Raw genomic sequence first — 22,152 nt, 5'->3', positions numbered from 1 at the left:
CCGCTTCCCCTCTCCCCGCCCGTTATCGCCCGTAATTCGTAACAAGCAAATTGTGGCGGAAGTGGTGGATGTGCCTGACCTCACAAGATCCGCCGGCGAGCGCGTGACCAGGAGCGGGTGGGACACTGCGCGCAGTGGCTCTCCTCCCGGGAGGACGATCCGGGAGGCGTGCCGTGGCCGAGGTGGTGTCCGTCGTCGCGCTGCTCGCGGTCCTGGCGTTCGCCGTGGCGAGGCCGCGCGGGCTGCCCGAGGCGGTCGCGGCGGTGCCCGCGGCGGTCGTGGTGCTGCTGGTGGGGGCGCTCGACCCGGCCGACGCGCTCGACGAGGTGCTGCGACTGGCGCCCGTGACGGGCTTCCTGGCGGCGGTGCTGGTGCTGGCGCGGCTGTGCGACGACGAGGGGCTGTTCCACGCCGCCGGCGTGCTGCTCGCGCGGGCCGGGCGGGGCGGGCCGACGCACCTGCTGCGGATGGTGTTCGTCGTGGCGGCGGCCGTCACGACGGTGCTGAGCCTGGACGCGACGGTCGTGCTGCTCACCCCGGTCGTGCTGGCCACGGCGGCGCGCCTGGGCGTCCCGTCCCGCCCGCACGTGTACGCGTGCGGGCACCTGTCGAACTCGGCGTCGCTGCTGCTGCCGGTGTCGAACCTGACGAACCTGCTCGCGTTCACCGCCACCGGCGTGTCGTTCCTGCACTTCACCGGCTTGATGGCGGTGCCGTGGGTGCTCGCGGTCGGGGTCGAGTACCTCGTGCTGCGCCGGTTCTTCGCCGGCGACCTGCTCCGGCCGGACGAGGAGCCGTCCTCGACCGCCCCACCGCGCGAAGTCCCGGTGTTCGTCCTGGTGGTGCTGGGCCTGACGCTGGCCGGGTTCCTGGTGGCGTCGCTGCTGGGCGTCGACCCGGCGTGGGTGGCGTTCGGCGGCGCGGCGCTCCTGGCGACCCGTGCCCTGCGCCGGGGGCACACCACCGCACCCGCCCTGGTGGGCGCGGCGGGCCTGCCGTTCCTGGCCTTCGTCCTCGCCCTCGGCGTGGTCGTCCGCGCGGTCGTCGACAACGGCCTGGCGGAGGCGCTGGCGCACGTCGTGCCCACCGGCCCGTCGCTGCCCGCGCTGCTCGGCGCGGCCGCCGTCGCCGCCGTGCTGGCGAACGCCGTCAACAACCTGCCCGCGATCCTGGTGCTGCTCCCCCTCGCCGCGGCGGGCGGCACCCCGACCGTGCTGGCCGTGCTGATCGGCGTGAACCTGGGGCCGAACCTGACCTACGTGGGTTCCCTGGCCACCCTCCTGTGGCGGCGCGTCCTGCACCACCACGGCACCCCGACCCGCCTGGGCGAGTTCACCAGGCTGGGCCTGCTCACCGTGCCCGCTTCGCTGGTGCTGTCGGTGACGGGGCTGTGGGCGGTGCTGGCGCTCACCGGGTGACGCGGTTCCGCTCCCCCCGGGGCGCGACGACCTCGCCGCCGGACCTCACTTGACCGCTTCCGCGGTGATGCCGCGGGTCAGCGCCCCCTGGAAGATCAGGAAGAACGTGACGGCCGGGACCAGGCCGAGCAGGGCCGACGCGCTGGTCGCGGTCGCTCCATCATCCGCTGCCCCTGGAGGACGCCCAGCGCCACCGGCACGGTCTGGTTCTCGTTGGAGATCAGCGGCACCAGCGGCAGGAAGAACTCGTTCCACGTCCAGATGACCGTCAGCGCGGCGAGCACGGCCACCAGGACACGTCGGACAACCGTTCGATGCTGCGGCACAGAGGCCGGAAAGCCTTTCCGACCGGCTCCCGCCTCGTCGGCGGGCGCGGTGCCGCTCTCGCAGCCGCCCCGCCGTGCTGCCGGGAGCGGGCGCGGGTGGACCGTCGAGGGGCAGGGGTCAGGGCTTGTCCTTCTTGCCGTGCTTCGGTCCCTTCCCCGGGTTCTGGCCGTCCGCGTGGGGCGCGGCCGGGGCCCGCACGACGGCCGGGGCCTGCCCCTGGACGGGCGCCTGCGCTTCGACCGGGGCCTGCGCCCGGGCTTCGCCAGGGGCCTGGACATCGACCGGCACCGGCACGGTCACGGTCACGGTGTCCACGGCCTGCTCGGCCTGCTCGGCCGGCTCGGCCTGCTCGACCGGCCGCTGGGTGCTCGTGCGGGGCGGCGACTCCGCTCCGGGGCCGGCGGTGCCGGTGGACGACCAGGCGAACCCGACCGTGCCCACCACGGCCAGCAGGCCGGCCGCCACGAGGAGCGCGCCGTGGGCGCGCGACGACGACGGGACGGGCTCGCCGTCCTCCGCCGGGTCGTCCTCCTCCGACGCGCCGTCCGCCAGCACCCGTGCGCACCACGCCGCCGCGGGCCGCGCGGCGGGGTCCGTCGCCGTCATCCGGCGCAGCAGCCCGGCCAGGTCGTCCGGCAGGTGGTCGGGGACGCGCGGCGGGCGGTGCAGTCGCGCCACGGCGGCCTCCACGTCGCCGCCCTCGTACTCGCGGCGCCCGGTCAGGCACTCCAGCAGCACCAGCCCCAGCGCGTAGACGTCCGCCGCCGGACCGACCTGCTCACCCCGCACCTGCTCCGGCGCGAGGTAGGCGGCGGTGCCGACGACCTGGTCGGCGCGGGTCAGGCGGGTCGAGTCGACCAGCCGCGCCAGTCCGAAGTCGGCGAGGAACGCGGTGCCGTCGCGGTCGACCAGCACGTTCGACGGCTTCACGTCGCGGTGCACGACGCCATGCGCGTGCACGTGGTCCAGCGCGTCGGCCAGCCGCGCGCCGAGCACCCGGACCTCCCCGGTCCCGAGCGGCCCGTCCCCGAGGCGGTCGCGCAGCGTGCCGCCCTCGACCAGGCCCAGCACCACGAACGCCTGCCCGGCGTCGTGCCCGGCGTCGTGGACCGCGACCAGGGCGGGGTGCGACAGGCCGGCCAGCGTGGTCACCTCGACGTCGAACCGGCGACCGGCGGCGAGGTCCTCCCCCGGCCGGAACACCTTGACCGCGACGTGGCGTGCCAACCGCGCGTCCCAGGCCCGGTGCACGTCGGCTACGCCCCCGGTGCCGAGCAGCCCGTCGAGGCGGTAGCGGCCGGCCAGCAGGTCCACCACGGGCACCCCTCTCCTGTGATTCCGTGCGGAACCACCGGATGCCCCCCGATCGGGTGACACAAACTGCGCCGGGTCGCGTTTCACAGGTGAGGTGACCGGCGTGGCGACGGCGCGGCGGGCCCACCTGACGACGACGAGCCTCGACGCGGGACCGGGCGGGAGTAGGGCCTGCTCGGCCGGCTGCCCCGAACGGTGCCGGGTGCCCGAGGGCGCGTCGACCGCGACGATCGTCACGCCCCGCAGGGTGACCGTCGGCACGAGCCGGGCGCAGGGCCCCCCGGTGGGTGTGCCGGGGGTCGGTTGCCGCCCCGTGGTCGGTGTCAGCCGGTGACGATACCCGCGGAACGCAACTGCCCGACGAAGTCGTCGATGTCCTTGACGACCTCGTCCGGGCTCACCCCGTGGGTGCGCGCGATGTGCTCGCCGATCTCCGCGGCGCTCTGCCCGGCCAGCAGGCGGTCGAGGACCACTACCGCGCTCGCGTTGAGCTGCCAGTAGCGCCCGGCACGTTCGTCCAGGACCACCGCCCCGTCCTCGGCCCGGGTGGTGGTGATGTCGTCACCGGCTCGCAGTGCCACGGGAACCTCCGGCAGTCGGTGGGGCGATCGTGATCAGCGGGCTCCAGTGGTCGACGCCCGACGGCTCGCCGACCGGCACACCGCCGACCTCGACCCAGGCGTGCGCCCGGAACGGGTGGAGCCGGGTGCCCACTCGCCACGTGGGCCACCCGCCGCGCGCCCGGCACAGCAGCACCACGGCGATGGAACGCGGCAGGCAGCCGTCGCCCGCGACCATCACGCTGCTCGCCAGCACCGACCGGTGGGCGGCGCGCGCTTCGTCGAGAGTCGCGGGACGGGCTCCGCGCTTCAGCGCGGTCAGGACCCGGCGGATGCGCTGGGGCGACCGCGTGGACAGCGCGCGGGCGACGTAGACGGCGAACGTCGCCGACAGCCGGCGCGGGAGTCCGATCCCGCCGGTCCGGGTCATGGCGGTGGCTTTGGCCCTCACCGGTCGTCACCCCTCGCCGAGGGCACGGCGCGCGACCGGTCACGGCCGGTCGTGCGCAGCCATGACTCGAGGTTGAAGGTCATGGCCAGCACGGGCAGCAACCGGCCGGGCGGCTGCGGTGACAGGGATGCGCGCCGCAGCGCCGCGGCGTCCACCAGGCCCAAGCTGCCCAGCACGAGGTCGTCGCACCAGTCCGCGAGTCGGTGCCGCTGGGCGCGCAGGCCCGCGTGCACGTCCTCGGCCATGTCGTTCTTGGTGGAGCGCCGGATCAGGCTGTCCGGCACGACGCCCCGGAACGCGGTGGTGAGCAGCGGTTTGAACGCCCACGGACCGGCGCGCAAGTGCGGCCGGACGGACAGGGCCACCTCCACCACCCGGTCGTCCAGGAACGGCACGGCGATCCCGACGCCCTCGTCACCGGTGAGGTGGCCGAGCAACCGGGACACCCGTCCCGCGGCGCGGATGCCCTCCAGCGCCATGTGCTGGGACCTGTCGGGCGACAGCGATCGCGCCTCGTGCGCCGCCGTCGTGAGCGCCCGCACCACGGAGTGCCGGCCCGCCGGCGTGGTCCACGGAGCCAGCCAGAGCCGGTGGTGCCAGCTCGGCGGCGGCAACCGCGCGCCCGTGGGCGGCCCGGCCGGTCCCACACCCGCTGCGCTGTCGGCGAGCCACCGGGGGTAGGACCGGTTGTCCGCCACGGCCTGCCACACCTGGCGCACCGACCACCGCCGCAGGCCGCGGTGGCCCCGGATGTGGTCCAGGGCGACCAGGGGACTGCGGCGCACCAGCCGGTGCAGGTAGGAAGCCGGGCTGCCGAGCACCTCGTCGCCGCCGTGGCCGGTGAAGTGCAGTGTGGAGCCGTGGGCCGCGGCCAACCGGGCGATGTGCTTCACCCGCGCGCCCGAGGGCCCGAGGAACGGCTCGTCGTGGTACGGCCGCGGGTCGAAGAGGGCTTCGAACGGCAGGGGCAGGTCGCGGGTGTCCAGCAGCGCGTGCCGGACACCCGGCATCCGGTCGGCGGCGCTCAGCGCGACGGCGGTGTCGTCGTCCTCGGTCGTCAGCCCGGTCATGGTGTACGCGGTCAGGTCCTCGTTGCGCTGCCACGCGAGGTAGGCGATCGGCGTCGAGTCCATGCCGCCGGACAGGTCGGCGCTGATCGTCGGGTGCGCCGCGGCGCTGTCCCGGATCGTCCTGGTCAGCGCCTCCCGGAACGGCCCGGCCGCCTCTTCGAGCGTCAGGTCGGCGTCGGGCGCGGTCCACCACGTCGAGGTCGTCGGAGCACCGTCGCGGCCCCACTCGACCGCGTCACCGGGCGGCACCGCCGTCACCCCCCGCCACAGCGTGGTGCTGGTCAAGGGGTGCGGCACGATGGGGAAGAGCAGCCTCAACGCGGCGCTCTCCTCGTCCAGCGGGGCGTTCGCGGCGGCGGCCACCACGTCCGCCCGGTTCGCCACCGCGTCGGCCCCCCGGAACAGCCTCCGGGTGTTCGACGCCGTGCCGCGTGCCCGGGTGGTGGGCCCGAACGCGGCGATCACGTGGTGGCTGCCGGGGAGGCGGACCCGATCGACCTGGCGCACGTCCGTGAGCCGGCCGAACGACTCGTCGAGCCGCACGTCGTCGAGCGGGCAGAAGCCGATCAGCACGACGACACCGGCCCGACAGGTGACCACGCGGAGGTGATCACCTGCGAGGACGCCGACCACCAGGGGTCGGCCGGACCCGTGGGTCGCCAGGACTTCGGCCCCGTGGATGAGCGCATCGACGGCGAAGGCGCATTCGCGGTCCGGGAGGACCGCGAATGCCCCCTCACCGCCACCGTGCCGGTGGCGGTTCACCACGTGCCCTCAGTCCCAGAGCCAGGCGGTGTCCCAGGTCTGGCTGCCGATGCCGTTGGTCAGCTCGGCGAAGTCGCCGACCTCGACCACCAGTGGCGGCTCGTAGCTTTCCGGCGCGGCCTCTTCCATGATTCCTCCCCAATCACCCGCCGATCAGAACGGCAGCAATCGGAAATCGGAAACGGATTATTCCCGACGAAATAGACCGTAAGCCGGGCGGCACGGGATGGCAAGGGTCCGGGGCGGCACGGGCGCACTCGCCGTGCCGTTCAGGCGGCCTCGCCCAGATCGACTTCGGGTCCGGTGGCCCGACCGTCGGGGAAACGCTCCCCGCGCAGCGGGAAAACCCACCTGCGGAATGCCCACCAGCGGAACGCGGTGGCGACGAGGGTGCCGATGATCATGCTGCTGAGGAAGTCGGCGACCTCCTGGACAGCCAGGGACACCTCGGGGGTTTCCAGGTGGAGCAGGTAGCGCGACACGCCCAACGGCACCGAGTTGAGCACGATGCCGACCCCGCTGATCAGGAAGAACAGCGCCGCCTCGTGGTGCCGCTCCCGACCGCCCCGGGTGCGGAAGGACCACTCGCGGTTGAGGACGTACGACACGATGGTCGCGACGATGGTCGCGACGATCAGCGCGGTCACGGGTTTCGCGGTCAGCACGGTGAACTTGAGCGCGTAGTTGACACCTGTCGTGACCAGGAACGTCGTCCCGCCCACGGTCAGGAACTTCAGCAGTTCGCGGTGCCTGAACAGGAGTTTCCGCAACGGGACGGGCAGCAGTGCGAGCACCTTGCGGACCAATGTCACCGCATTAGCCTAGCCCCGGCACGATTAGTGGATCGCCCCCCTATCCAGCGATCCCCCGGCCGGGTGAGCATAATGGGTAATCGTCACAAGGCAAGGGCACTACGGGCACACAGGACGATCGCCGACGACTCCCGCGCGAAACTCCCCGTGACTCCGGCGCGGGTGGGAGGAACGGCCGCACGTCGGACTACCCGGTTCACCCGTTCCGGTCGGTGTCCGCGCGTTCCGGCCGAGTGGGGGTTCCCCGCCGCTCGCCCGCCCCTGGCGCTCGACCTCCGCGGCGAAGTCGAGCCACGTGTCCGCGGCCGCGCGGGCCAGGTCGGCCACCAGCGGCGCGCGGTGCGCCGGCACGGCCCCGACCATCGCGTCCCGTTCCACCGGCGTCAGGCACAGCGTCACGAGCCGGCGGAGCAACGCCCGGCCGCCTTCCTTGAACCGCAGTGCCGGATCACGGGTCAGCTCGCGCAGCAACGCCTCGCGCTCGTCCGGCACGAGCCGCCGGCGCTCCCCGCCGGCGGGCGCGTCGCTCCGGGTGCGCGCTCCGCCCGGCACGGGGTGTTCGCCGCGCCCCAGCCGCAACCGCACGTCGCGGACGGTGCTGACGGACACGCCCGACCGGCGCGCCAGCTCGCGCAGGGATGCGTCCGGGTGCTCACGGATGACCTTCCACACGCGCAACCTGCCCACCGACGCGTCCAGCGGCCGACTGCGCCCGTCGAGGCCGACCCGGGTGTCCGACCGCGGACCGCCCTCGGTCGAACGCGCCCGCACGCCCGCGACCGTCCGCGCCGACAAGCCGGTCACCGAGGCGATCACCCGGTCCGACCAATCCGGGTGGGTGGCGACGATGCGTTCGGCCGCCGCCCCCCGCTCCGCGAAGGTGAGCGGCAGGCCGTGCGTGGTGTTCGCCCGGACCGCGAACACGAACGCGTCCCGCTCGCTGCCCTCGAAGAACCGCACGTCGATGTCCCGTGCGCCGCCCAGCCGGGCGGCGTGCAGGCGGTGGGCGCCGTCGACCACGCGCATCGTCGAGCGGTGCACGACGATCGGCGGCAGCGGCGACTCGCTTTCCGCGAGGAGTCGCACGTGCTCCGGATTCGCCGCTTCGGCGCGTGGTGATCCCACGTCCCGGAGCGACTCCAGCGGCACCCTGGTGACGGCGGACAACACCTCTTCCGCCGAGACCGGTCCGCGACTCCCCCCCTCCCCCCGACCCGGTCGTCCCGGTTCCACCCGTCCCCCCGACGAAATCCACCGTTCTCCCCCTGCTGTTCCCCGTGCCTCGCTGTTCTCCGTGCCTGCCGATTCGGACGCGACGGGAACGACGCTCGAACAGCCGGCAGTCGTCACGGTCCCGGACCCCGCACCGAGGTCACCGCGCCGGCTCGACGGCGTCCGCGCGGAACCGCCCCGGGCACCGCGACCCGCCCGGAGCGCTGCCCGGGGATCGAGGTGCCCGGTTCGAAGGTGGCGCGGGACGAGGCGGAGCAGGCTGCTCCCGCTGGGCAGGACGTCGATCACGAGGCGTGCCGCCGGTCGGTCGTGCGCAACCGCGTCCGGGTGGTGCCGGCACGCCCACAGCCCGTCCCGGGTCTCCGCGCGGGCTGCGGCATCGGCGGCCGAGGTGTCCCGAGGTACCGGCTAGGACCGGCGCGGTGGCGAGAAGGCCGGTGGTGAGCGTGCGGCGGTCGCATGGGGTTCCTCCCTGTTTCCCGTGCCCCGAGGACGACTCGATCACCCCCGGGGCACGGCGGTGCGTCCGGCCGGCGCGGCGCGCGGGGAAGCCCGGTCCCGCCTTCCCGGGGCGCGTCCGCGCCGCGGGTGAGGAAGTGCGCGCGGTGGGAGCGCGCTGGATGTTGTCGCGGGTACCAGGGTCGTAGTGCCGCGCGACGAAGACAATGACTCGATCGAGCGAGTCGCGGACCGTGATCCCCGTGCCGCCCCGCAGGGCGACCTCGACGCCACGGTCGTGCGAGCGTCGTCCGACGTTGCCGACGGGCCGGTCGAGGGTGTCGTGCCGCCAACTGCCGGTCAGGGACGTCCGGCGGGGGTGTCCCGGGTCAGGTGGGCGCGCAGGGTGGCGGCGAAGTCCTCGGCCCGGGCCAGTTGGACGCGCAGCTTGTCGATCTGCTCGACGGCGGCCTGCTCGTAACGGCGCACCCGTTCCAGCAGGGCTTCGCGTTCCCCGGTGTCGAGGGTGCCGTCGGCGTCGAGGCGGTTGGTGGCGTTGAGCAGGTCGTGCATCTGCTCCAGGGTGAAACCCAGGGGTTTCATCCGGCGGATCACCATCAGCCGGGCGACGTCGGCCTCGGTGTAGAGGCGGAAACCTCCCTGGGAGCGGGCGGAGGGCACGACCAGACCGGCCTCCTCGTAGTGGCGGATCGTGCGCAGGGACAACCCGGTGCGCGCGGCGACCTCGCCGATCTGCATGTGCCCGTCGTCCACCACCGGTGTCCCCGCCCTGGTCGTCCGCGAGATGTCCGGCACACCCCCGTGCAACTCTACCCTAACGTCAGGGTAGAGTTGTCGGCGGCGAGGGCGGCTGTCCGCCGCCGCGCCGTCGTGTCGGGGTCGGCGCCGCCTCCGGTGATGAGTCGAACCCGCTGGAGACGAGCGTGCGCGAGTCCATGACACCCGGTGCGGCGGCCTGTCCGCCGTAGCGCCCGGCCCTCGGGAGCAAGCCCGGGCACCACCGGTGCACGCCTGCCTCCCACTCCGCGAGTCCGCTTTCCCCTCCCCGGTCCGCCCTCTGCGGGCCGCCCCGCGCGGGGTGTCGACCCCGGCACCGCCGTCTTCCACCGCACGCCCCGACCTGCCGCGGGTGTGCCCGAGCACGACAGGTACCCGCTTCCTTGTCCTCTTCTCCCGCCCTGTCCGCGTCCCGACGCCTGCGAGCCCTGACCCCCGACTGGTTGCGCGACCCCAAGGTCTGGCGCACCGAGGTGCTGGCGGGCCTCGTCGTCGCGCTGGCGTTGATCCCCGAGGCGATCTCGTTCTCGATCATCGCCGGGGTCGACCCCGCCGTGGGCCTGTTCGCCTCGTTCACCATGGCCGTGGTGATCTCCGTGGTCGGCGGGCGACGCGCCATGATCTCCGCCGCCACCGGTGCCATCGCCCTGGTCATCGCCCCTCTCAACCACGAACACGGACTGGCCTACCTCATCGCCGCGGTCATCCTCGCGGGCGTGTTCCAGATCGTGCTCGGCGCGCTCGGGGTGGCCAGGCTGATGCGCTTCATCCCCCGATCGGTGATGGTCGGCTTCGTCAACGCACTCGCGATCCTGATCTTCATGGCCCAGGTGCCGGAGATCCGCGACGTCCCCTGGGCCGTCTACCCACTGGTCCTCGGCGGCCTCGCGCTGATGGTGTTCTTCCCGAGGATCACCACCGTGGTGCCCGCCCCGCTGGTCTCCATCGTGGTGCTCACCCTCATCACCCTCGGCGCGGGCATCGCCGTGCCGAGCGTCGGCGACAAGGGCGCGCTGCCCTCCTCACTGCCGGTGCCGGGCCTGCCGGACGTGCCGTTCACCCTGGACACCCTCGCCATCATCGCCCCCTACGCCTTCGCCATGGCGCTGGTCGGGCTGATGGAGTCGCTGATGACCGCCAAACTCGTCGACGACATCACCGACACCCACTCCGACAAGACCCGCGAGTCCGTCGGCCAGGGCGTCGCCAACATCGTCACCGGCTTCTTCGGCGGCATGGGCGGCTGCGCGATGATCGGCCAGACCATGATCAACGTGAAGGTGTCCGGGGCCCGCACCCGCCTGTCGACCTTCCTCGCCGGCGCGTTCCTCATGGTGCTGTGCATCGCCTTCGGGCCGCTCGTCTCCGACATCCCGATGGCCGCGCTGGTCGCCGTCATGGTCATGGTGTCGTTCGCGACCTTCGACTGGCACTCCGTCGCCCCCAAGACCCTGCGCCGCATGCCGCTCGGCGAGATCACCGTCATGGTCACCACGGTCGTGTGCGTGGTGACCACCGACAACCTGGCGATCGGCGTCGTGGTCGGCTCGGTCACCGCCATGGTCATCTTCGCCAAGCGCGTCGCCCACGTCGCCGAGGTCACCGCCGTCACCGACCCCGACGGCACCACCGTGGTCTACCAGGTCACCGGCGAACTGTTCTTCGCCTCCTCGAACGACATCGTCGGCCGGTTCGACTACGCCGGCGACCCGCCCCACGTCGTCATCGACCTCGGCGCCGCACACGTCTGGGACGCCTCCTCGGTCGCCGCGCTCGACGCGATCGAGACCAAGTACGCCCAGCGCGGCAAGACCGTCGAGATCACCGGGCTCAACGCGCACAGCGCCCGCCTGCACGGCAAGCTCACCGGCGAGCTGAGCGCGAGCCACTGACACCGCGAGCCACTGACACCGCGAGCCACTGACGCTCCGGGAGTGGGACCGACCGACCCGGCGCCGCCCAAGCCGCTGCGCCGGGTCGTCGGGTCGATCAACCGGACATTCGAGTCCGACTCGACCCGGGACACCCCTCGGGCTCACCTCGTCCGGTCGGTCTCCTGGCAGACGATCTCCGCCCACACGGTCTTGCCCGTGCCCTGTTGTCGCACTCCCCACTCGGCGGCGATCTGCGACACGATCACCATCCCGCGGCCGCGGTGGCCGCCCAGCCTGGACCGACCCACCCGCACCCGGCCCCGGCTGCCGTCGTGGACCTCGACCCGGATGCGGCACGGGTCCCGGTCGCGGTGCAGCGCCACCCGGCGCGGCGCGGCGCCGTGGTCGTACGCGTTGGTGACCAGCTCGGTCACGACCAGGACGCAGTCCGTCACGTCGTCGTCCCCCAGGTCCGAGAGCGCCTCGCCCGCCCATCGGCGCACCGCCACCAGTGGTGGCACCTCGTCGGCGAGGTCGAACGCCACGGTTCTGGCCTCGACCTCACCCTCTTCTGCGACTGTCACGCCGATCACGCCCTCCCAGCTGAAGACGTGTAGTCCGTACCCCGTCGGTGAACGGCCGAATCCCCTCGACGCGGTGGCCTCAGCCGTCGGTCTGGCTGACGTCGTCGACGAACCGCTCCGCCAGGTCGCGCAGCTTGAGGTTCTCCCGCTGGGACCGGTCCACCAGCAGGTTGAACGCCTTCTCGGCGTCGACCTGGTGCACGGCCATCACGATGCCCTTGGCCTGGTCGATCACGGCGCGCGAGGTGAGGGCGCTCTGGAGCTGGTCGGCCTGCCGCCTGGCCCGCACGTAGCGGCGGGCGTTGCGCAGCCCGGCCTCGGCCGCCGTCGTGTAGAGCTCCAGCAGGGCGGCGTCGAGTTCGCGGAAGCCGTGGGTCCGTTCGCTGTAGAGGTTCAGCGAGCCGCGGTACTCGTCCTCCAGGACCAGCGGCGCGGACAGGTAGCTGGCCACGCCCAGCCCGTCTGCCGCCACGGCGAACGCCGGCCACCGCTCGTGCACCTCCGCCACCGCCACCCGCTGCACCACGCGCGTCCGCGCCGCCTCCAGGCACGGCCCCTCCCCGGCCCCGTACTGCGCCCGGTCCACCTCGGCGGCCCGCTCGCCGGTCAGCGCGACCGTCCGGGGCTCGCCGGCGTGCAGCACCGTCACGCTGGCCATGTCCGCGCCGGGGATCGCCGCGACGACCTGCCGGCACACCCGGTCCATGATCGTCGCGAGGTCCTCCTCCTCGTCGAGGACCTTCGACAACTCGTCCAGCGCGCTCGTGACGTCGTCGAGCCGGCTCACCAGCCCCGCGACCGTCGGGTCCACCGGTACCTCAGCCACCTGACCGCTCCCTCGCGCCGGGGCCGGGCCGCCTCCCGGCCGACCGGGGTCGTGACGCACGTCTCCCACGCCGGGCGGTCACGTCCGCGTCGCCTGTTCCGCCATACCGGTGAAGCTACCCGCCGGACGGCGGCGGGCCGTGCGGACGCGGAGCCCGCGGCCGGTGCCGGCCGGTTCACGCCGCGGGCAGCGGCGGCACGTCCACGCGGCCCAGGCCGTCCAGGCAGATGCGCAGCTGCCGCCGCCACGCGCCGGGGAAGCGCTCCGCCGTCATCTGCACGACCAGGGTCAACGAGGACAGCAGGAGGGTGAGGTCGCCGGTCGTCACGTCGGGCCTCAGCACGCCGGCCTCCTGGGCCCGGGCGCGCAGGTCATCGACGACCGGGTTGAGCAGGCGCGTGCAGTCCGGGGCGGGACCGCGCCACGTGCCGCTGTAGGACTCGACGACGGCGCGGTGGCGGCCCTGATTGGCCAGGGCCTGCTCGAAGAAGCCCTCCAGCGCGGCCCTCGGGTCGTCGGTGTCGGAGGCGGCCTGCCGGGCGGCGCACGCCCACGCGGTGAACTCGCGGTCGAGGATCGTGCCCAGCAGGTCGTCCTTGGTCGGGAAGTGGCGGTACAGCGTGCCCATGCCGACGCCGCTGCGCTGGGCGATCTCCCGCACGTCGACCGCGCTGCCCTGCTCGGCGAGGACCTCGGTGGCCGCCTCGATGATCGCCAGGCGGTTGCGCTCGGCGTCCGCGCGGCGACCGCGCCTGGCGGGGGCGTCGTGCTCGTCGGCGGCGGTCACGGTCACAGCATACTGCGCCGCGACGATTAACGGAGCAACCGCTCCGCTTGTGCTAGCGTCGTTGAGGAGCACGTGCTCCGCTTGTTGTCCGCGCCTCCCGGAGGACCCAGCACATGACCGCGCCCGAGTTCGTCGCGCCACTGTTCCGCCCGTTCGACCTGGGCGGTCTGACGCTGCCCAACCGCATCGTCATGGCGCCCATGACCCGTCAGTTCTCCCCCGGTGGCGTCCCCGGCGAGGACGTGGCCGCGTACTACGCGCGACGTGCGGCCGGCGGGGTGGGCCTGATCGTCACCGAGGGCACCTACGTGGACCACCCCAGCGCGGGCGAGAGCGCCGACGTGCCGCGCTTCCACGGCGAGGAAGCCCTGGCCGGGTGGGCGCGCGTCGTGGAGGCGGTGCACGCCGAGGGCGGGCGGATCGTGCCGCAGCTGTGGCACGTCGGCCCCGCGCGCAAGCCCGGCGCGCCGCCGGTCCCGGGCGCACCCGTGCTGACGCCCTCCGGCCTGGCCCTCGACGGCACGCCGCTCGGCGAGGCCGGCCCGGTCCCGACCCCGGCCGACCTGGACGCGGTCGTCGAGGCGTTCGCCGACGCCGCCGCCTCCGCGCAGCGCCTCGGGTTCGACGGCGTGGAACTGCACGGCGCGCACGGCTACCTGATCGACAGCTTCCTGTGGGCGGGCACGAACCGGCGCACCGACGCCTACGGCGGCGACCCGGTGGCGCGCACCCGGTTCGCGGCCGACGTGGTCACCGCGGTGCGCAAGGCCACCGGCGCCGACTTCCCCGTCGTCCTGCGCCTGTCGCAGTGGAAGCCCAACGCCTACGACGCGCGCCTGGCCGGGACCCCGCAGGAGTTGGAGGCGATCCTGGCGCCGCTGGTCGACGCGGGCGTCGACGTCTTCCACGCCTCCACCCGCCGCTACTGGGTGCCCGAGTTCGACGGCTCGACCCTGAACCTGGCGGGGTGGGTCAAGAAGATCACCGGGCGCCCCACCATCTCGGTGGGCTCGGTGGGGCTGGACAACGAGTTCGTGGAGAGCTTCGCCGGCAGGACCTCGTCGACCACCGGCATCGACCGGCTGCTGGAGCGGCTCGGCGCGGACGAGTTCGACCTGATCGCCGTCGGCCGCGCCCTGCTCGGCGACCCGGCGTGGGCCGAGAAGGTCCGCACGGGCCGCGTCGACGAGGTGACCGCGTTCACCCCGGCGGACCTCACCCGGCTCACCTGATATCCCGTTGCGCGGCCCGGGCCGTTCCCCGACGATGTGGCGGCCCCACCCCACCCACCGGGAGAGCGCAGATGGCGGAGCACACGTACCGGGTCACGGTGCGCGGCCGGTTCACCGACCTGGACGAGGCCGGCCGCGCCAGGCTGCTGGCGGCGGCCGACCGGCACGACGTGCTGACCAACGGGTTCTCCGACGAGGGCGCGCTGTCCTACGACCGGTCGCTGGACTTCTTCAGCTTCCGCGTCCAACTGCGCGCCGAGGTCGAGGCCACCGATCGCCGGGTCTGCGACCGGGGCCTCGTCCTCGCCGCACGGGCCGTCGAGGCGTACGGCGTGGACTTCCGCGACCTGCGCGCCACGGCCACCGACGTCGACCTGATCAAGGTCCGCCGCCGCTGAGGGCGGCCACCGCGGGTTCACCGACGACGGCGCGCAAGCGCCGTCACGCACCGCTCTGACCCGAACGAGTGAGAGCGAGGACACCCGTACGCCGGAACACGGGGACGGGGCGTCACGTTGTACGAGATGGTCGGTGCGGTCAGTGTCCCCCGGGCCTCACCCACAAAGCCTTCGCGGAAGACCGTTCGGCTGGAGCCGCGTCGAGCCCTTCGCCGAGAGGCGACCGCCGCACCGACCACCAGAACCCGCCTCCGGTCGCCGTCTCCCCCCTCGGGCGACCGGGGGCTTCCTCATGTCCACAGTGGACCCAGCAGCCCGCGTCCGGACCGCGCCGCGAGCCTCGTGACGGATTTTTCGAGCGGGTGGCATGGGATCGCGACCGACTGGGTACCTCAGTGGTGCGGGAGCAGGGCCCGCGAGGGATGGGTTGGTCGGCGTCCTGCCGGTGGTGCGGATCGTGGTCGGGGCCACGCTCGGGGGCATCACCGGCAGGGCGCCGACGTCTTTCCCGGAAACCCGCCCCCTTCGGAACGTCCCCCGCGCTCGTCCCGGCCACACCACACCCGAAGTCCCGTAGCCCGGCACCGCCGATCGGTCCTGGTGCTCCCTCACCACCAACGGGTAGACCTGGTGCGTCGATCACCGTTGATCGGGACGAGGAGGCACGTGGTGGAAGGCGGAATCGGTCGTCGGACCCTGCTGCGCGGCGCGGGGGCCGCCGCGGCACTGCCCGCGGTGCTCGGCTCGCCGCACGTGGCGGCGGCCGCCGAGCCGGGTGCGACACCGTTCGACCTGCACTTCGGGGTCACCCACAAGTACCGGCCGTTCGACCTGGTGGCGCCGCGGTTCGTGCAGTACGACAGCGCGCTGACACCCGCCCCGCCCGCCGCCGCGGACACGCTCGTCACGACCGGGGTGCGTCCACGCGCGCCGTTCGGCTCCGTACTGGTGGAGGTGCTCGGGACCGATCCCGGCGGCACGGTGGTCGCCGGGCTGGCGGGCGGTGGCACGTCGGTGCTGGGCACGGTCGACCCGTCCGCCGGGCGGGCGACGATCGAGGTCACCACCAACGGCGCCACCACCGTGGTCAAGACCGCCGACGTGCGCGTGGTCGGCGCGTTCCGACTGGCCGTGGTGGTCAACGAGAACGCGGTCACCGTGCTGGTGGACCCGACCGGCACCGGCACGGGGTGGCAGCCGGTGCTGACCGAGCGGGACCGTGTGCGCGCCCTGGTGGACCTGCGCGTACCGGACGTGCTCGGGCGGCTCGATTACGCCTACGGCGGTCGCGGCGCGGTGCGCCTGGGCCGGGTGCGGGCGGGCTACTTCGGGCAGGCCGGCGTACGCGACCCGCACCTGGTGCAGCACGCCGACGGCAGGCCGTTCATCCGCGACGGCAAGCTGTACCTGACCATGACCAACGCGGGACTGGGGTTCTTCCAGCAGGCGCACTGGGCGGTGTGGACGCTCGACCTGGCCGACCCGACCCGCCTGGAGCAGGTGGCGGTGCTGTTCTTCGCCCGCGACGGCGTCGTGCTGGGCGACCACGCCGGGCAGATCGTGTACGACGACCGGACCGGCCGGTTCATCCTGCTCATGAGCTCGTGGGGCGACTTCGACTTCAAGGGCGTGCACGTCCGGCACGCCACGACGCGGGCCGACGTGCTGTCCGGCGTGCACGTGATCCCCACCCAACGCCTGCCGCTGCCGACGGCCGTCAGCTCGTGGGACCCGGCCCTGACCAGGGTCGACGGCCGCTGGCGGCTGGCGTTCGTGGAGAGCGAGGCGCAGCAGCCGGCGTTCGTCTTCCACCCCGCCCTGGCCGCGGGCCCGCGCGGAGCGGACTACGCCGAGTCGCTGACCCTGGTCGGCGCGGACCGCACCGTGGACCAGACCGAGGGCACGATCATCCAGCGCGTCGGCGGCGAGTGGTACCTGTTCGCGAGCGACGGCGACGCGCGGAACTACCCGGTGTACGACCTGGCGATGCGGAAGCTGGGCACGCTGGACGCCCCGTACGGCACGAACATCCCGCACCCGATGCTGGTCCAGGTCGGCCGCGAGTGGTGGATGATCACGTTCGACGGCACGCAGTACGCCGAACCCGTGCTCGGCTACGGCGGGCACGGCGACCTGGTGCTGATGCGCGCCCGCTGATCCCCGCTACCGCCCGACGCCGTCGGCCGACTCCACCGCCCGCAGCACCTCGGCGAGGTCCGCGTAGTCCCGGTCCGGGATCGCGCGCAACGCCTGCACGGCGGTGGGGTCGCCCCGGCCGACGGCCGCGTCGATCAGGTCGTCCCTGGTCGAGGGGAAGTCCACCTCTCCGAGGGATTCCTCCAGGTGGTCCCGGATCGTCGCCGCCATCGTTCCTCCCGGTGGACGCCGTGCCTTCCCGAAAGCCGTACCCCCGGTGGCCGGGAGGAAACGGCGGCCACCGTGTCGGAACCTTTCGGCACACCCTGAGTAGCACGCCGCAATTCTCGGATGCACGTGCATTTGCACGATGGAATTCGGGTGCATATCGCACTATTGTGCTTGCCATGTCGCTGCCACCGCCGTTATCGCACGCTTCCGCCGCCGTGTTGCGCACCGCCGTCGACCAGGCGATCTCCGCCCTGGGCGCCGCGCCCGCCGACGGCCTCCGGCTCGACGCGGTCCTCGCCGGCGTCGCCGATGCCGCACCCGACCTGACCGAACCGGCCGATCCCGCCGACCTCGCCCCGGACGGCCCGGACAGGGCGTTGGCCGAGGCCCAGCGCATCCTCGTCATCGGGTTCCGGCGCGCCGCCGACGGTGACGTCGCAGCCACCCGCACGTCGTTCCTCGCCGCGTCCAGCGTGCTCAGCCGGATCGGCGACGCGACCGCGGCCTGACCCCTCAGCCCGGGGACGGCCCCCGGCAGGCGAGGCCGCGCAGGAGGGGCAGGTAGATGTCGTCCACCAGTTCGGCGATCGTGTCGTCGGCGACGGGGACGCCGCACATCGTGGACTCGTTGCGGACCAGGTCGAGCGGGACGCGGGCCACCCGGTGGGGGATCTCGACCTCGGGCAGCTCACCCCGCGCCACGGCCCTCGCGACGATCTGCTCCACGGCCCCGGACAGCGGCGACTTCGAGGTCAGCCGATCACGGAGGATCTCCGCCACCTCCGGGTGGCGGAACGCCTCCCCCATCACGCCCGCGATCATCTCGTTCATCATCGAGTCCGCCCGGCGGGCCACCAGCGTGAACAGCGCCACCAGGTCTTCCCGCAGGTCGCCCGTGTCGGCGGGGGTGGACGACACCGGCACGCGGTGACCCCACGCGGCCAGCACCAAGGCGGCTCGGCTCGGCCAGCGCCGGTAGACGACCGGCTTGCTCGTGCCCGCCCGCGCCGCCACCGCCTCCATCGTCAGGCGCGCGTAGCCCACCTCGGTCAACTCAGCCCACGCCGCGTCCAGGATGGCGGCCTCCAGCTCGGCGCCGCGGCGGCGCGACCTCGGTTCGGGCACCCTACTCCTTAGATACGTTGCGTTTCTTATACGACGGGTCTACCGTACAAGCCTAAGACACGATCCGTTTCCTATGGGGGAAGTCCTTGCTCAGCCGCCTGCTCCGCACGCACCTGCGGCCGTACCGGCGAGAACTCTCGATCGTGCTGGCGCTCCAACTCGTCGGCACCGTCGCCTCGCTGTACCTGCCCAGCCTCAACGCCGACGTCATCGACTTCGGCATCGCCACCGGCGATACCGACTACATCGTGTCCACCGGCGGGTGGATGCTGCTGGTCAGCGCCATCCAGATCGCCTGCTCCATCGGCGCCGTCTTCTACAGCGCCCGGGTCGCCATGAACTTCGGCCGCGACGTGCGGTCGGCCGTGTTCCACCGCGTCGGCCGGTTCTCCGCCCGCGAGGTCGCCGCGTTCGGGCCGTCCTCCCTGATCACCCGCACCACCAACGACGTGCAGCAGGTGCAACTGCTGGTGGTGATGGTGTGCACCGTGCTGGTCACCGCGCCGATCATGTGCGTGGCGGGCATCGTGATGGCGCTGCGCGAGGACGTCGGCCTGTCCTGGCTGCTGCTCGTGTGCGTGCCCGCCCTCGCGGTGTCGATCGGGCTCATCGTGGTGCGGATGGTCCCCCAGTTCCGCCTGATGCAGGAGCGCATCGACGCCGTCAACCGGGTGCTGCGCGAGCAGCTGGCCGGCATCCGCGTGGTGCGCGCGTTCGTCCGCGAGCCGCACGAGAGCGAGCGGTTCGCCGGCGTCAACCAGGCGCTCACCGACACCGCGCTGCGGGTCGGCCGGTTGCAGGCGCTGGTCTTCCCGGTCGTGATGCTGATCCTGAACGGGTCGAGCGTGGCCGTGCTGTGGTTCGGCGCGCACCGGGTCGACACCGGGCAGATGCAGGTCGGCGCGCTGACCGCGTTCATCAGCTACCTGGTGCAGATCCTCATGTCGGTCATGATGGCCACGTTCATCTCGATGATGATCCCGCGCGCCGCGGTGAGCGCCGAGCGGATCAACGAGGTGCTCGACACCGACTCGTCCGTGACACCTCCCGCGAACCCCGTCGTGGAGCTGCCCCGGCAGGCCCGGGTCGAGTTCGTCGACGCGGAGTTCCGCTACCCCGGCGCGGCGGAGCCGGTGCTGCGCGACATCACGTTCACGGCCGAAGCCGGCCGGACGACCGCGATCATCGGCAGCACCGGCGCGGGCAAGACCACGCTGGTCAACCTGATCCCCCGGCTCATCGACGTCACGTCCGGCGCGGTGCTGGTCGACGGTGCGGACGTGCGGGAGGTCGACGCGGACGTGCTGTGCTCGCGCATCGGCCTGGTGCCGCAGCGGCCGTACCTGTTCACCGGCACGATCGCGAGCAACCTGCGCTACGGCAACCCCGACGCGACCGACGAGGAGCTGTGGGCGGCGCTGGAGGTGGCGCAGGCGCGCGACTTCGTGGAGGCCATGCCCGAAGGGCTGGACGCGCCGATCGCACAGGGCGGCACGAACGTGTCCGGCGGCCAGCGGCAGCGGTTGTCGATCGCGCGGGCGCTGGTCCGCGCACCCGGCGTGTACCTGTTCGACGACGCGTTCTCCGCGCTGGACCTGGCCACCGACGCCCGGCTGCGCGCGGCGCTGCGCCCGCGCACGGCGCACGCGGTGGTGATCGTCGTGGCCCAGCGCGTGTCGACGATCATCGACGCGGACCTGATCGTGGTGCTGGACAACGGTTCCGTGGTCGGCACCGGCACGCACCACGAGCTGTTGGCGACGTGCCCCACGTACGTCGAGATCGTCGAGTCCCAGCTGACCCCGGAGCAGGCCGCATGAGCACCACCACGACGAACCGGGCGCCCGCGCGGATGGGCGCGGGCTTCGGCGGCATGGGCATGCCGATGGGCAAGGCCGAGAACTTCACGCCGTCGGCCAAGCGGCTCGTGCGGCGGCTGCGCCCCGAGCGGAACGCGGTCGCGGCCGTCGTCGCGCTGGGCGTGACCAGCGTGGCGTTCGCGGTGGCCGGGCCGAAGATCCTGGGCCACGCCACGGACATCATCTTCGACGGCGTCCTCGGACGGCTGCGCGGCGAGCCGGGCGCCGGCGTCGACTTCGGCGCGCTCGGTCAGGTGTTGACCTGGGTGCTGGCGCTGTACCTGGCCTCGTCGCTGTTCGCCTGGGCGCAGGGCCGCATCCTCAACAACGTCGTGCAGCGCGTGGTCCTGACGCTGCGCGCCGACGTGGAGGCGAAGCTGCACCGGCTGCCGCTGCGCTACTTCGACGGCCAGCCGCGCGGCGAGACGCTGTCGCGGGTCACCAACGACATCGACAACGTCTCCACCACGTTGCAGCAGACGCTGAGCCAGCTGCTGACGTCGCTGCTCACCGTGGTGGGGGTGCTGATCATGATGATCACCATCTCGCCGCTGCTGGCGCTGATCGCGCTGCTGCTGATCCCGGTGTCGGTGATCGTGACCGGCCGCATCCGCAAGGTCTCGCAGGCGCAGTTCGTGGCGCAGTGGAAGCAGACCGGCGCGCTGAACGCGCACATCGAGGAGGCGTTCACCGGCCACCAGCTGGTGAAGGTGTTCGGCAGGCAGCGGGAGTCCGAGGAGGAGTTCCGGCGGCGCAACGAGGCGCTGGTGGGTTCGGCGACGAAGGCGCAGTTCGTGTCCGGCCTGATCATGCCGATCATGATGTTCCTGTCGAACCTCAGCTACGTGGCGGTCGCGGTGGTCGGCGGCCTGCGCATCACGTCGGGCGCGATGACCCTCGGCGAGGTGCAGGCGTTCATCCAGTACTCGCGCCAGTTCACCCAGCCGCTGACCCAGGTGGCGTCGATGGCGAACCTGATGCAGTCGGGTGTGGCGTCGGCGGAGCGGGTGTTCGAGGTCCTCGACGCCGAGGAGCAGACCCCGGACCCGGCCGACGCCCCGGTCCCCGAGGCGAGCCGCGGCAAGGTGGTGTTCGAGCGCGTCGGGTTCGCCTACCGGGAGGACCAGCCGCTGATCGAGGACCTGTCGCTGGTCGCCGAACCCGGTCAGACGGTGGCGATCGTGGGACCGACCGGGGCGGGCAAGACCACGCTGGTCAACCTGGTGCTGCGCTTCTACGAGCTCGACTCCGGCCGGATCACCCTGGACGGCACGGACATCACCGCGCTGCGCCGCTCCGACCTCCGGTCGAGGATCGGCATGGTCCTCCAGGACACGTGGCTGTTCGGCGGCACGATCCGCGACAACATCGCCTACGGCCGCCCGAACGCGACGGAGGAGGAGATCGTCGCCGCCGCGCGCGCCACCTACGTGGACCGGTTCGTGCGGACCCTGCCCGACGGGTACGACACGGTGATCGACGAGGAGGGCACGAACGTCAGCGCGGGCGAGAAGCAGCTGCTGACGATCGCGCGCGCGTTCCTGGCCGACCCGTCGCTGCTCATCCTGGACGAGGCGACGTCGTCGGTGGACACGCGGACCGAGTCGCTGGTGCAGCACGCGATGGCGGCGCTGCGGTCGTCGCGCACGAGCTTCGTCATCGCCCACCGCCTGTCCACGATCCGGGACGCTGACCTGATCCTGGTGATGGAGGCGGGCCGCATCGTGGAGCAGGGCACCCACGACGAGCTGCTCGCGGCGGGCGGCGCGTACCACCGGCTGTACTCGGCCCAGTTCGCGGCGGCGGGCTGAGCCGGGCGGGGTGCGGGTCCGATCGGCTCCCGCACCCCGCATACCACCCGGGCCGGAATCCGGGCACGGCGAAGGCACGCGCCCGCGGACCGGACGTCGACCC

At 73.0% G+C, this 22,152-nt stretch carries 22 protein-coding genes; 8 read left to right on the top strand and 14 right to left on the bottom strand.

The window, feature by feature from the left end; genetic code table 11:
• Window positions 1–182: 182 nt before the first annotated feature.
• Entirely contained in the window at window positions 183–1,418 is a 1,236-nt protein-coding gene (locus J2S66_RS06695; RefSeq protein WP_310314698.1) for an ArsB/NhaD family transporter, read from the top strand.
• 95 nt (window positions 1,419–1,513) lie between these two features.
• Here the strand turns inward: J2S66_RS06695 and J2S66_RS06690 are convergent, their stop codons facing one another.
• From J2S66_RS06690 to J2S66_RS06650, 9 genes are all read right to left on the bottom strand, one after another.
• Window positions 1,514–1,708: a hypothetical protein gene (locus J2S66_RS06690; protein WP_310305056.1), complete on the bottom strand. Its 195-nt coding sequence runs from the start codon at window positions 1,706–1,708 to the stop codon at window positions 1,514–1,516.
• A 154-nt stretch (window positions 1,709–1,862) separates the two neighbouring features.
• Complete coding sequence (locus tag J2S66_RS06685; RefSeq protein WP_310305053.1) at window positions 1,863–3,068, bottom strand: serine/threonine-protein kinase; 1,206 nt, start codon at window positions 3,066–3,068, stop codon at window positions 1,863–1,865.
• A gap of 314 nt (window positions 3,069–3,382) precedes the next feature.
• Window positions 3,383–3,640: a lasso peptide biosynthesis PqqD family chaperone gene (locus J2S66_RS06680; protein WP_310305050.1), complete on the bottom strand. Its 258-nt coding sequence runs from the start codon at window positions 3,638–3,640 to the stop codon at window positions 3,383–3,385.
• Window positions 3,621–4,070, bottom strand: coding sequence for a lasso peptide biosynthesis B2 protein (locus tag J2S66_RS06675; protein ID WP_310305047.1), 450 nt, complete (start codon window positions 4,068–4,070; stop codon window positions 3,621–3,623). Before J2S66_RS06675 ends, J2S66_RS06680 begins: the two co-directional genes overlap by 20 nt.
• Complete coding sequence (locus J2S66_RS06670) at window positions 4,067–5,740, bottom strand: asparagine synthase-related protein (RefSeq protein ID WP_310305044.1); 1,674 nt, start codon at window positions 5,738–5,740, stop codon at window positions 4,067–4,069. The genes J2S66_RS06675 and J2S66_RS06670 overlap by 4 nt, the downstream gene beginning before the upstream one ends.
• 174 nt (window positions 5,741–5,914) lie before the next feature.
• Window positions 5,915–6,034, bottom strand: coding sequence for a lasso RiPP family leader peptide-containing protein (locus J2S66_RS06665; protein WP_310305041.1), 120 nt, complete (start codon window positions 6,032–6,034; stop codon window positions 5,915–5,917).
• A gap of 140 nt (window positions 6,035–6,174) precedes the next feature.
• Window positions 6,175–6,717, bottom strand: coding sequence for a GtrA family protein (locus J2S66_RS06660; protein WP_310305038.1), 543 nt, complete (start codon window positions 6,715–6,717; stop codon window positions 6,175–6,177).
• Window positions 6,718–6,816: 99 nt separating this feature from the next.
• A complete protein-coding gene (locus J2S66_RS06655) occupies window positions 6,817–7,884 on the bottom strand; it encodes a ParB N-terminal domain-containing protein (protein ID WP_310305035.1) in 1,068 nt (355 codons plus the stop codon).
• Window positions 7,885–8,748: 864 nt separating this feature from the next.
• Window positions 8,749–9,147 (bottom strand): MerR family transcriptional regulator, encoded by a 399-nt coding sequence (locus tag J2S66_RS06650; RefSeq protein WP_310314695.1) that lies wholly within the window; start codon window positions 9,145–9,147, stop codon window positions 8,749–8,751.
• A gap of 467 nt (window positions 9,148–9,614) precedes the next feature.
• Here J2S66_RS06650 and J2S66_RS06645 point away from each other — a divergent pair, with 467 nt between their 5' ends.
• A complete protein-coding gene (locus J2S66_RS06645) occupies window positions 9,615–11,078 on the top strand; it encodes a SulP family inorganic anion transporter (RefSeq protein WP_310314692.1) in 1,464 nt (487 codons plus the stop codon).
• A 143-nt stretch (window positions 11,079–11,221) separates the two neighbouring features.
• Here J2S66_RS06645 and J2S66_RS06640 read toward each other — a convergent pair whose 3' ends face one another.
• The 3 genes from J2S66_RS06640 to J2S66_RS06630 all read right to left on the bottom strand — a co-directional run bounded on the left by J2S66_RS06640 (window position 11,222) and on the right by J2S66_RS06630 (window position 13,257).
• A complete protein-coding gene (locus tag J2S66_RS06640) occupies window positions 11,222–11,644 on the bottom strand; it encodes an ATP-binding protein (protein ID WP_310305033.1) in 423 nt (140 codons plus the stop codon).
• Between the two features lie 79 nt (window positions 11,645–11,723).
• Window positions 11,724–12,470 (bottom strand): ANTAR domain-containing response regulator, encoded by a 747-nt coding sequence (locus tag J2S66_RS06635; RefSeq protein ID WP_310305030.1) that lies wholly within the window; start codon window positions 12,468–12,470, stop codon window positions 11,724–11,726.
• 175 nt (window positions 12,471–12,645) lie between these two features.
• Window positions 12,646–13,257: a TetR/AcrR family transcriptional regulator gene (locus tag J2S66_RS06630; protein ID WP_310305027.1), complete on the bottom strand. Its 612-nt coding sequence runs from the start codon at window positions 13,255–13,257 to the stop codon at window positions 12,646–12,648.
• A 113-nt stretch (window positions 13,258–13,370) separates the two neighbouring features.
• Here J2S66_RS06630 and J2S66_RS06625 point away from each other — a divergent pair, with 113 nt between their 5' ends.
• The 3 genes from J2S66_RS06625 (at window position 13,371) to J2S66_RS06615 (ending at window position 17,044) form a co-directional block, all read left to right on the top strand.
• On the top strand, window positions 13,371–14,489 hold the full coding sequence (locus J2S66_RS06625) for an NADH:flavin oxidoreductase (protein WP_310305024.1): 1,119 nt from the start codon (window positions 13,371–13,373) through the stop codon (window positions 14,487–14,489).
• 71 nt (window positions 14,490–14,560) lie between these two features.
• Entirely contained in the window at window positions 14,561–14,887 is a 327-nt protein-coding gene (locus J2S66_RS06620) for a DUF6204 family protein (RefSeq protein WP_310305022.1), read from the top strand.
• Between the two features lie 669 nt (window positions 14,888–15,556).
• Window positions 15,557–17,044 (top strand): hypothetical protein, encoded by a 1,488-nt coding sequence (locus J2S66_RS06615; RefSeq protein ID WP_310305019.1) that lies wholly within the window; start codon window positions 15,557–15,559, stop codon window positions 17,042–17,044.
• Window positions 17,045–17,050: 6 nt separating this feature from the next.
• On the opposite strand, the gene J2S66_RS06610 is transcribed toward J2S66_RS06615, so the two are convergent.
• Window positions 17,051–17,254, bottom strand: a complete 204-nt coding sequence (locus tag J2S66_RS06610; protein WP_310305016.1) for a DUF2795 domain-containing protein — start codon at window positions 17,252–17,254, stop codon at window positions 17,051–17,053.
• A 215-nt stretch (window positions 17,255–17,469) separates the two neighbouring features.
• On the opposite strand from J2S66_RS06610, the gene J2S66_RS06605 reads away from it, so the two are divergent.
• Entirely contained in the window at window positions 17,470–17,763 is a 294-nt protein-coding gene (locus tag J2S66_RS06605; protein ID WP_310305013.1) for a hypothetical protein, read from the top strand.
• A 4-nt stretch (window positions 17,764–17,767) separates the two neighbouring features.
• Here the strand turns inward: J2S66_RS06605 and J2S66_RS06600 are convergent, their stop codons facing one another.
• Entirely contained in the window at window positions 17,768–18,379 is a 612-nt protein-coding gene (locus J2S66_RS06600; RefSeq protein ID WP_310305010.1) for a TetR/AcrR family transcriptional regulator, read from the bottom strand.
• An 86-nt stretch (window positions 18,380–18,465) separates the two neighbouring features.
• Between J2S66_RS06600 and J2S66_RS06595 the strand changes: the two genes are divergently transcribed.
• Window positions 18,466–20,199 (top strand): ABC transporter ATP-binding protein, encoded by a 1,734-nt coding sequence (locus tag J2S66_RS06595; RefSeq protein ID WP_310305006.1) that lies wholly within the window; start codon window positions 18,466–18,468, stop codon window positions 20,197–20,199.
• Complete coding sequence (locus J2S66_RS06590) at window positions 20,196–22,049, top strand: ABC transporter ATP-binding protein (protein WP_310305003.1); 1,854 nt, start codon at window positions 20,196–20,198, stop codon at window positions 22,047–22,049. Before J2S66_RS06595 ends, J2S66_RS06590 begins: the two co-directional genes overlap by 4 nt.
• Window positions 22,050–22,152: the final 103 nt, after the last annotated feature.

The sequence above is a fragment of the Saccharothrix longispora genome (genome assembly GCF_031455225.1).
GTDB classification, from domain to species: Bacteria; Actinomycetota; Actinomycetes; order Mycobacteriales; family Pseudonocardiaceae; genus Actinosynnema; species Actinosynnema longispora.
Note: the sequence above shows the minus strand (reverse complement) of the source record. Positions and strands in the feature narration are given on the sequence as shown.

Bases quoted from the DNA above. Each gene is read 5' to 3' on its own strand.
- J2S66_RS06665 (WP_310305041.1), bottom strand. From the start codon at position 6,034: ATGGAAGAGGCCGCGCCGGAAAGCTACGAGCCGCCACTGGTGGTCGAG.
- J2S66_RS06650 (WP_310314695.1), bottom strand. From the start codon at position 9,147: ATGCAGATCGGCGAGGTCGCCGCGCGCACCGGGTTGTCCCTGCGCACG.
- J2S66_RS06625 (WP_310305024.1), top strand. From the start codon at position 13,371: ATGACCGCGCCCGAGTTCGTCGCGCCACTGTTCCGCCCGTTCGACCTG.
- J2S66_RS06620 (WP_310305022.1), top strand. From the start codon at position 14,561: ATGGCGGAGCACACGTACCGGGTCACGGTGCGCGGCCGGTTCACCGAC.
- J2S66_RS06610 (WP_310305016.1), bottom strand. From the start codon at position 17,254: ATGGCGGCGACGATCCGGGACCACCTGGAGGAATCCCTCGGAGAGGTG.
- J2S66_RS06590 (WP_310305003.1), top strand. From the start codon at position 20,196: ATGAGCACCACCACGACGAACCGGGCGCCCGCGCGGATGGGCGCGGGC.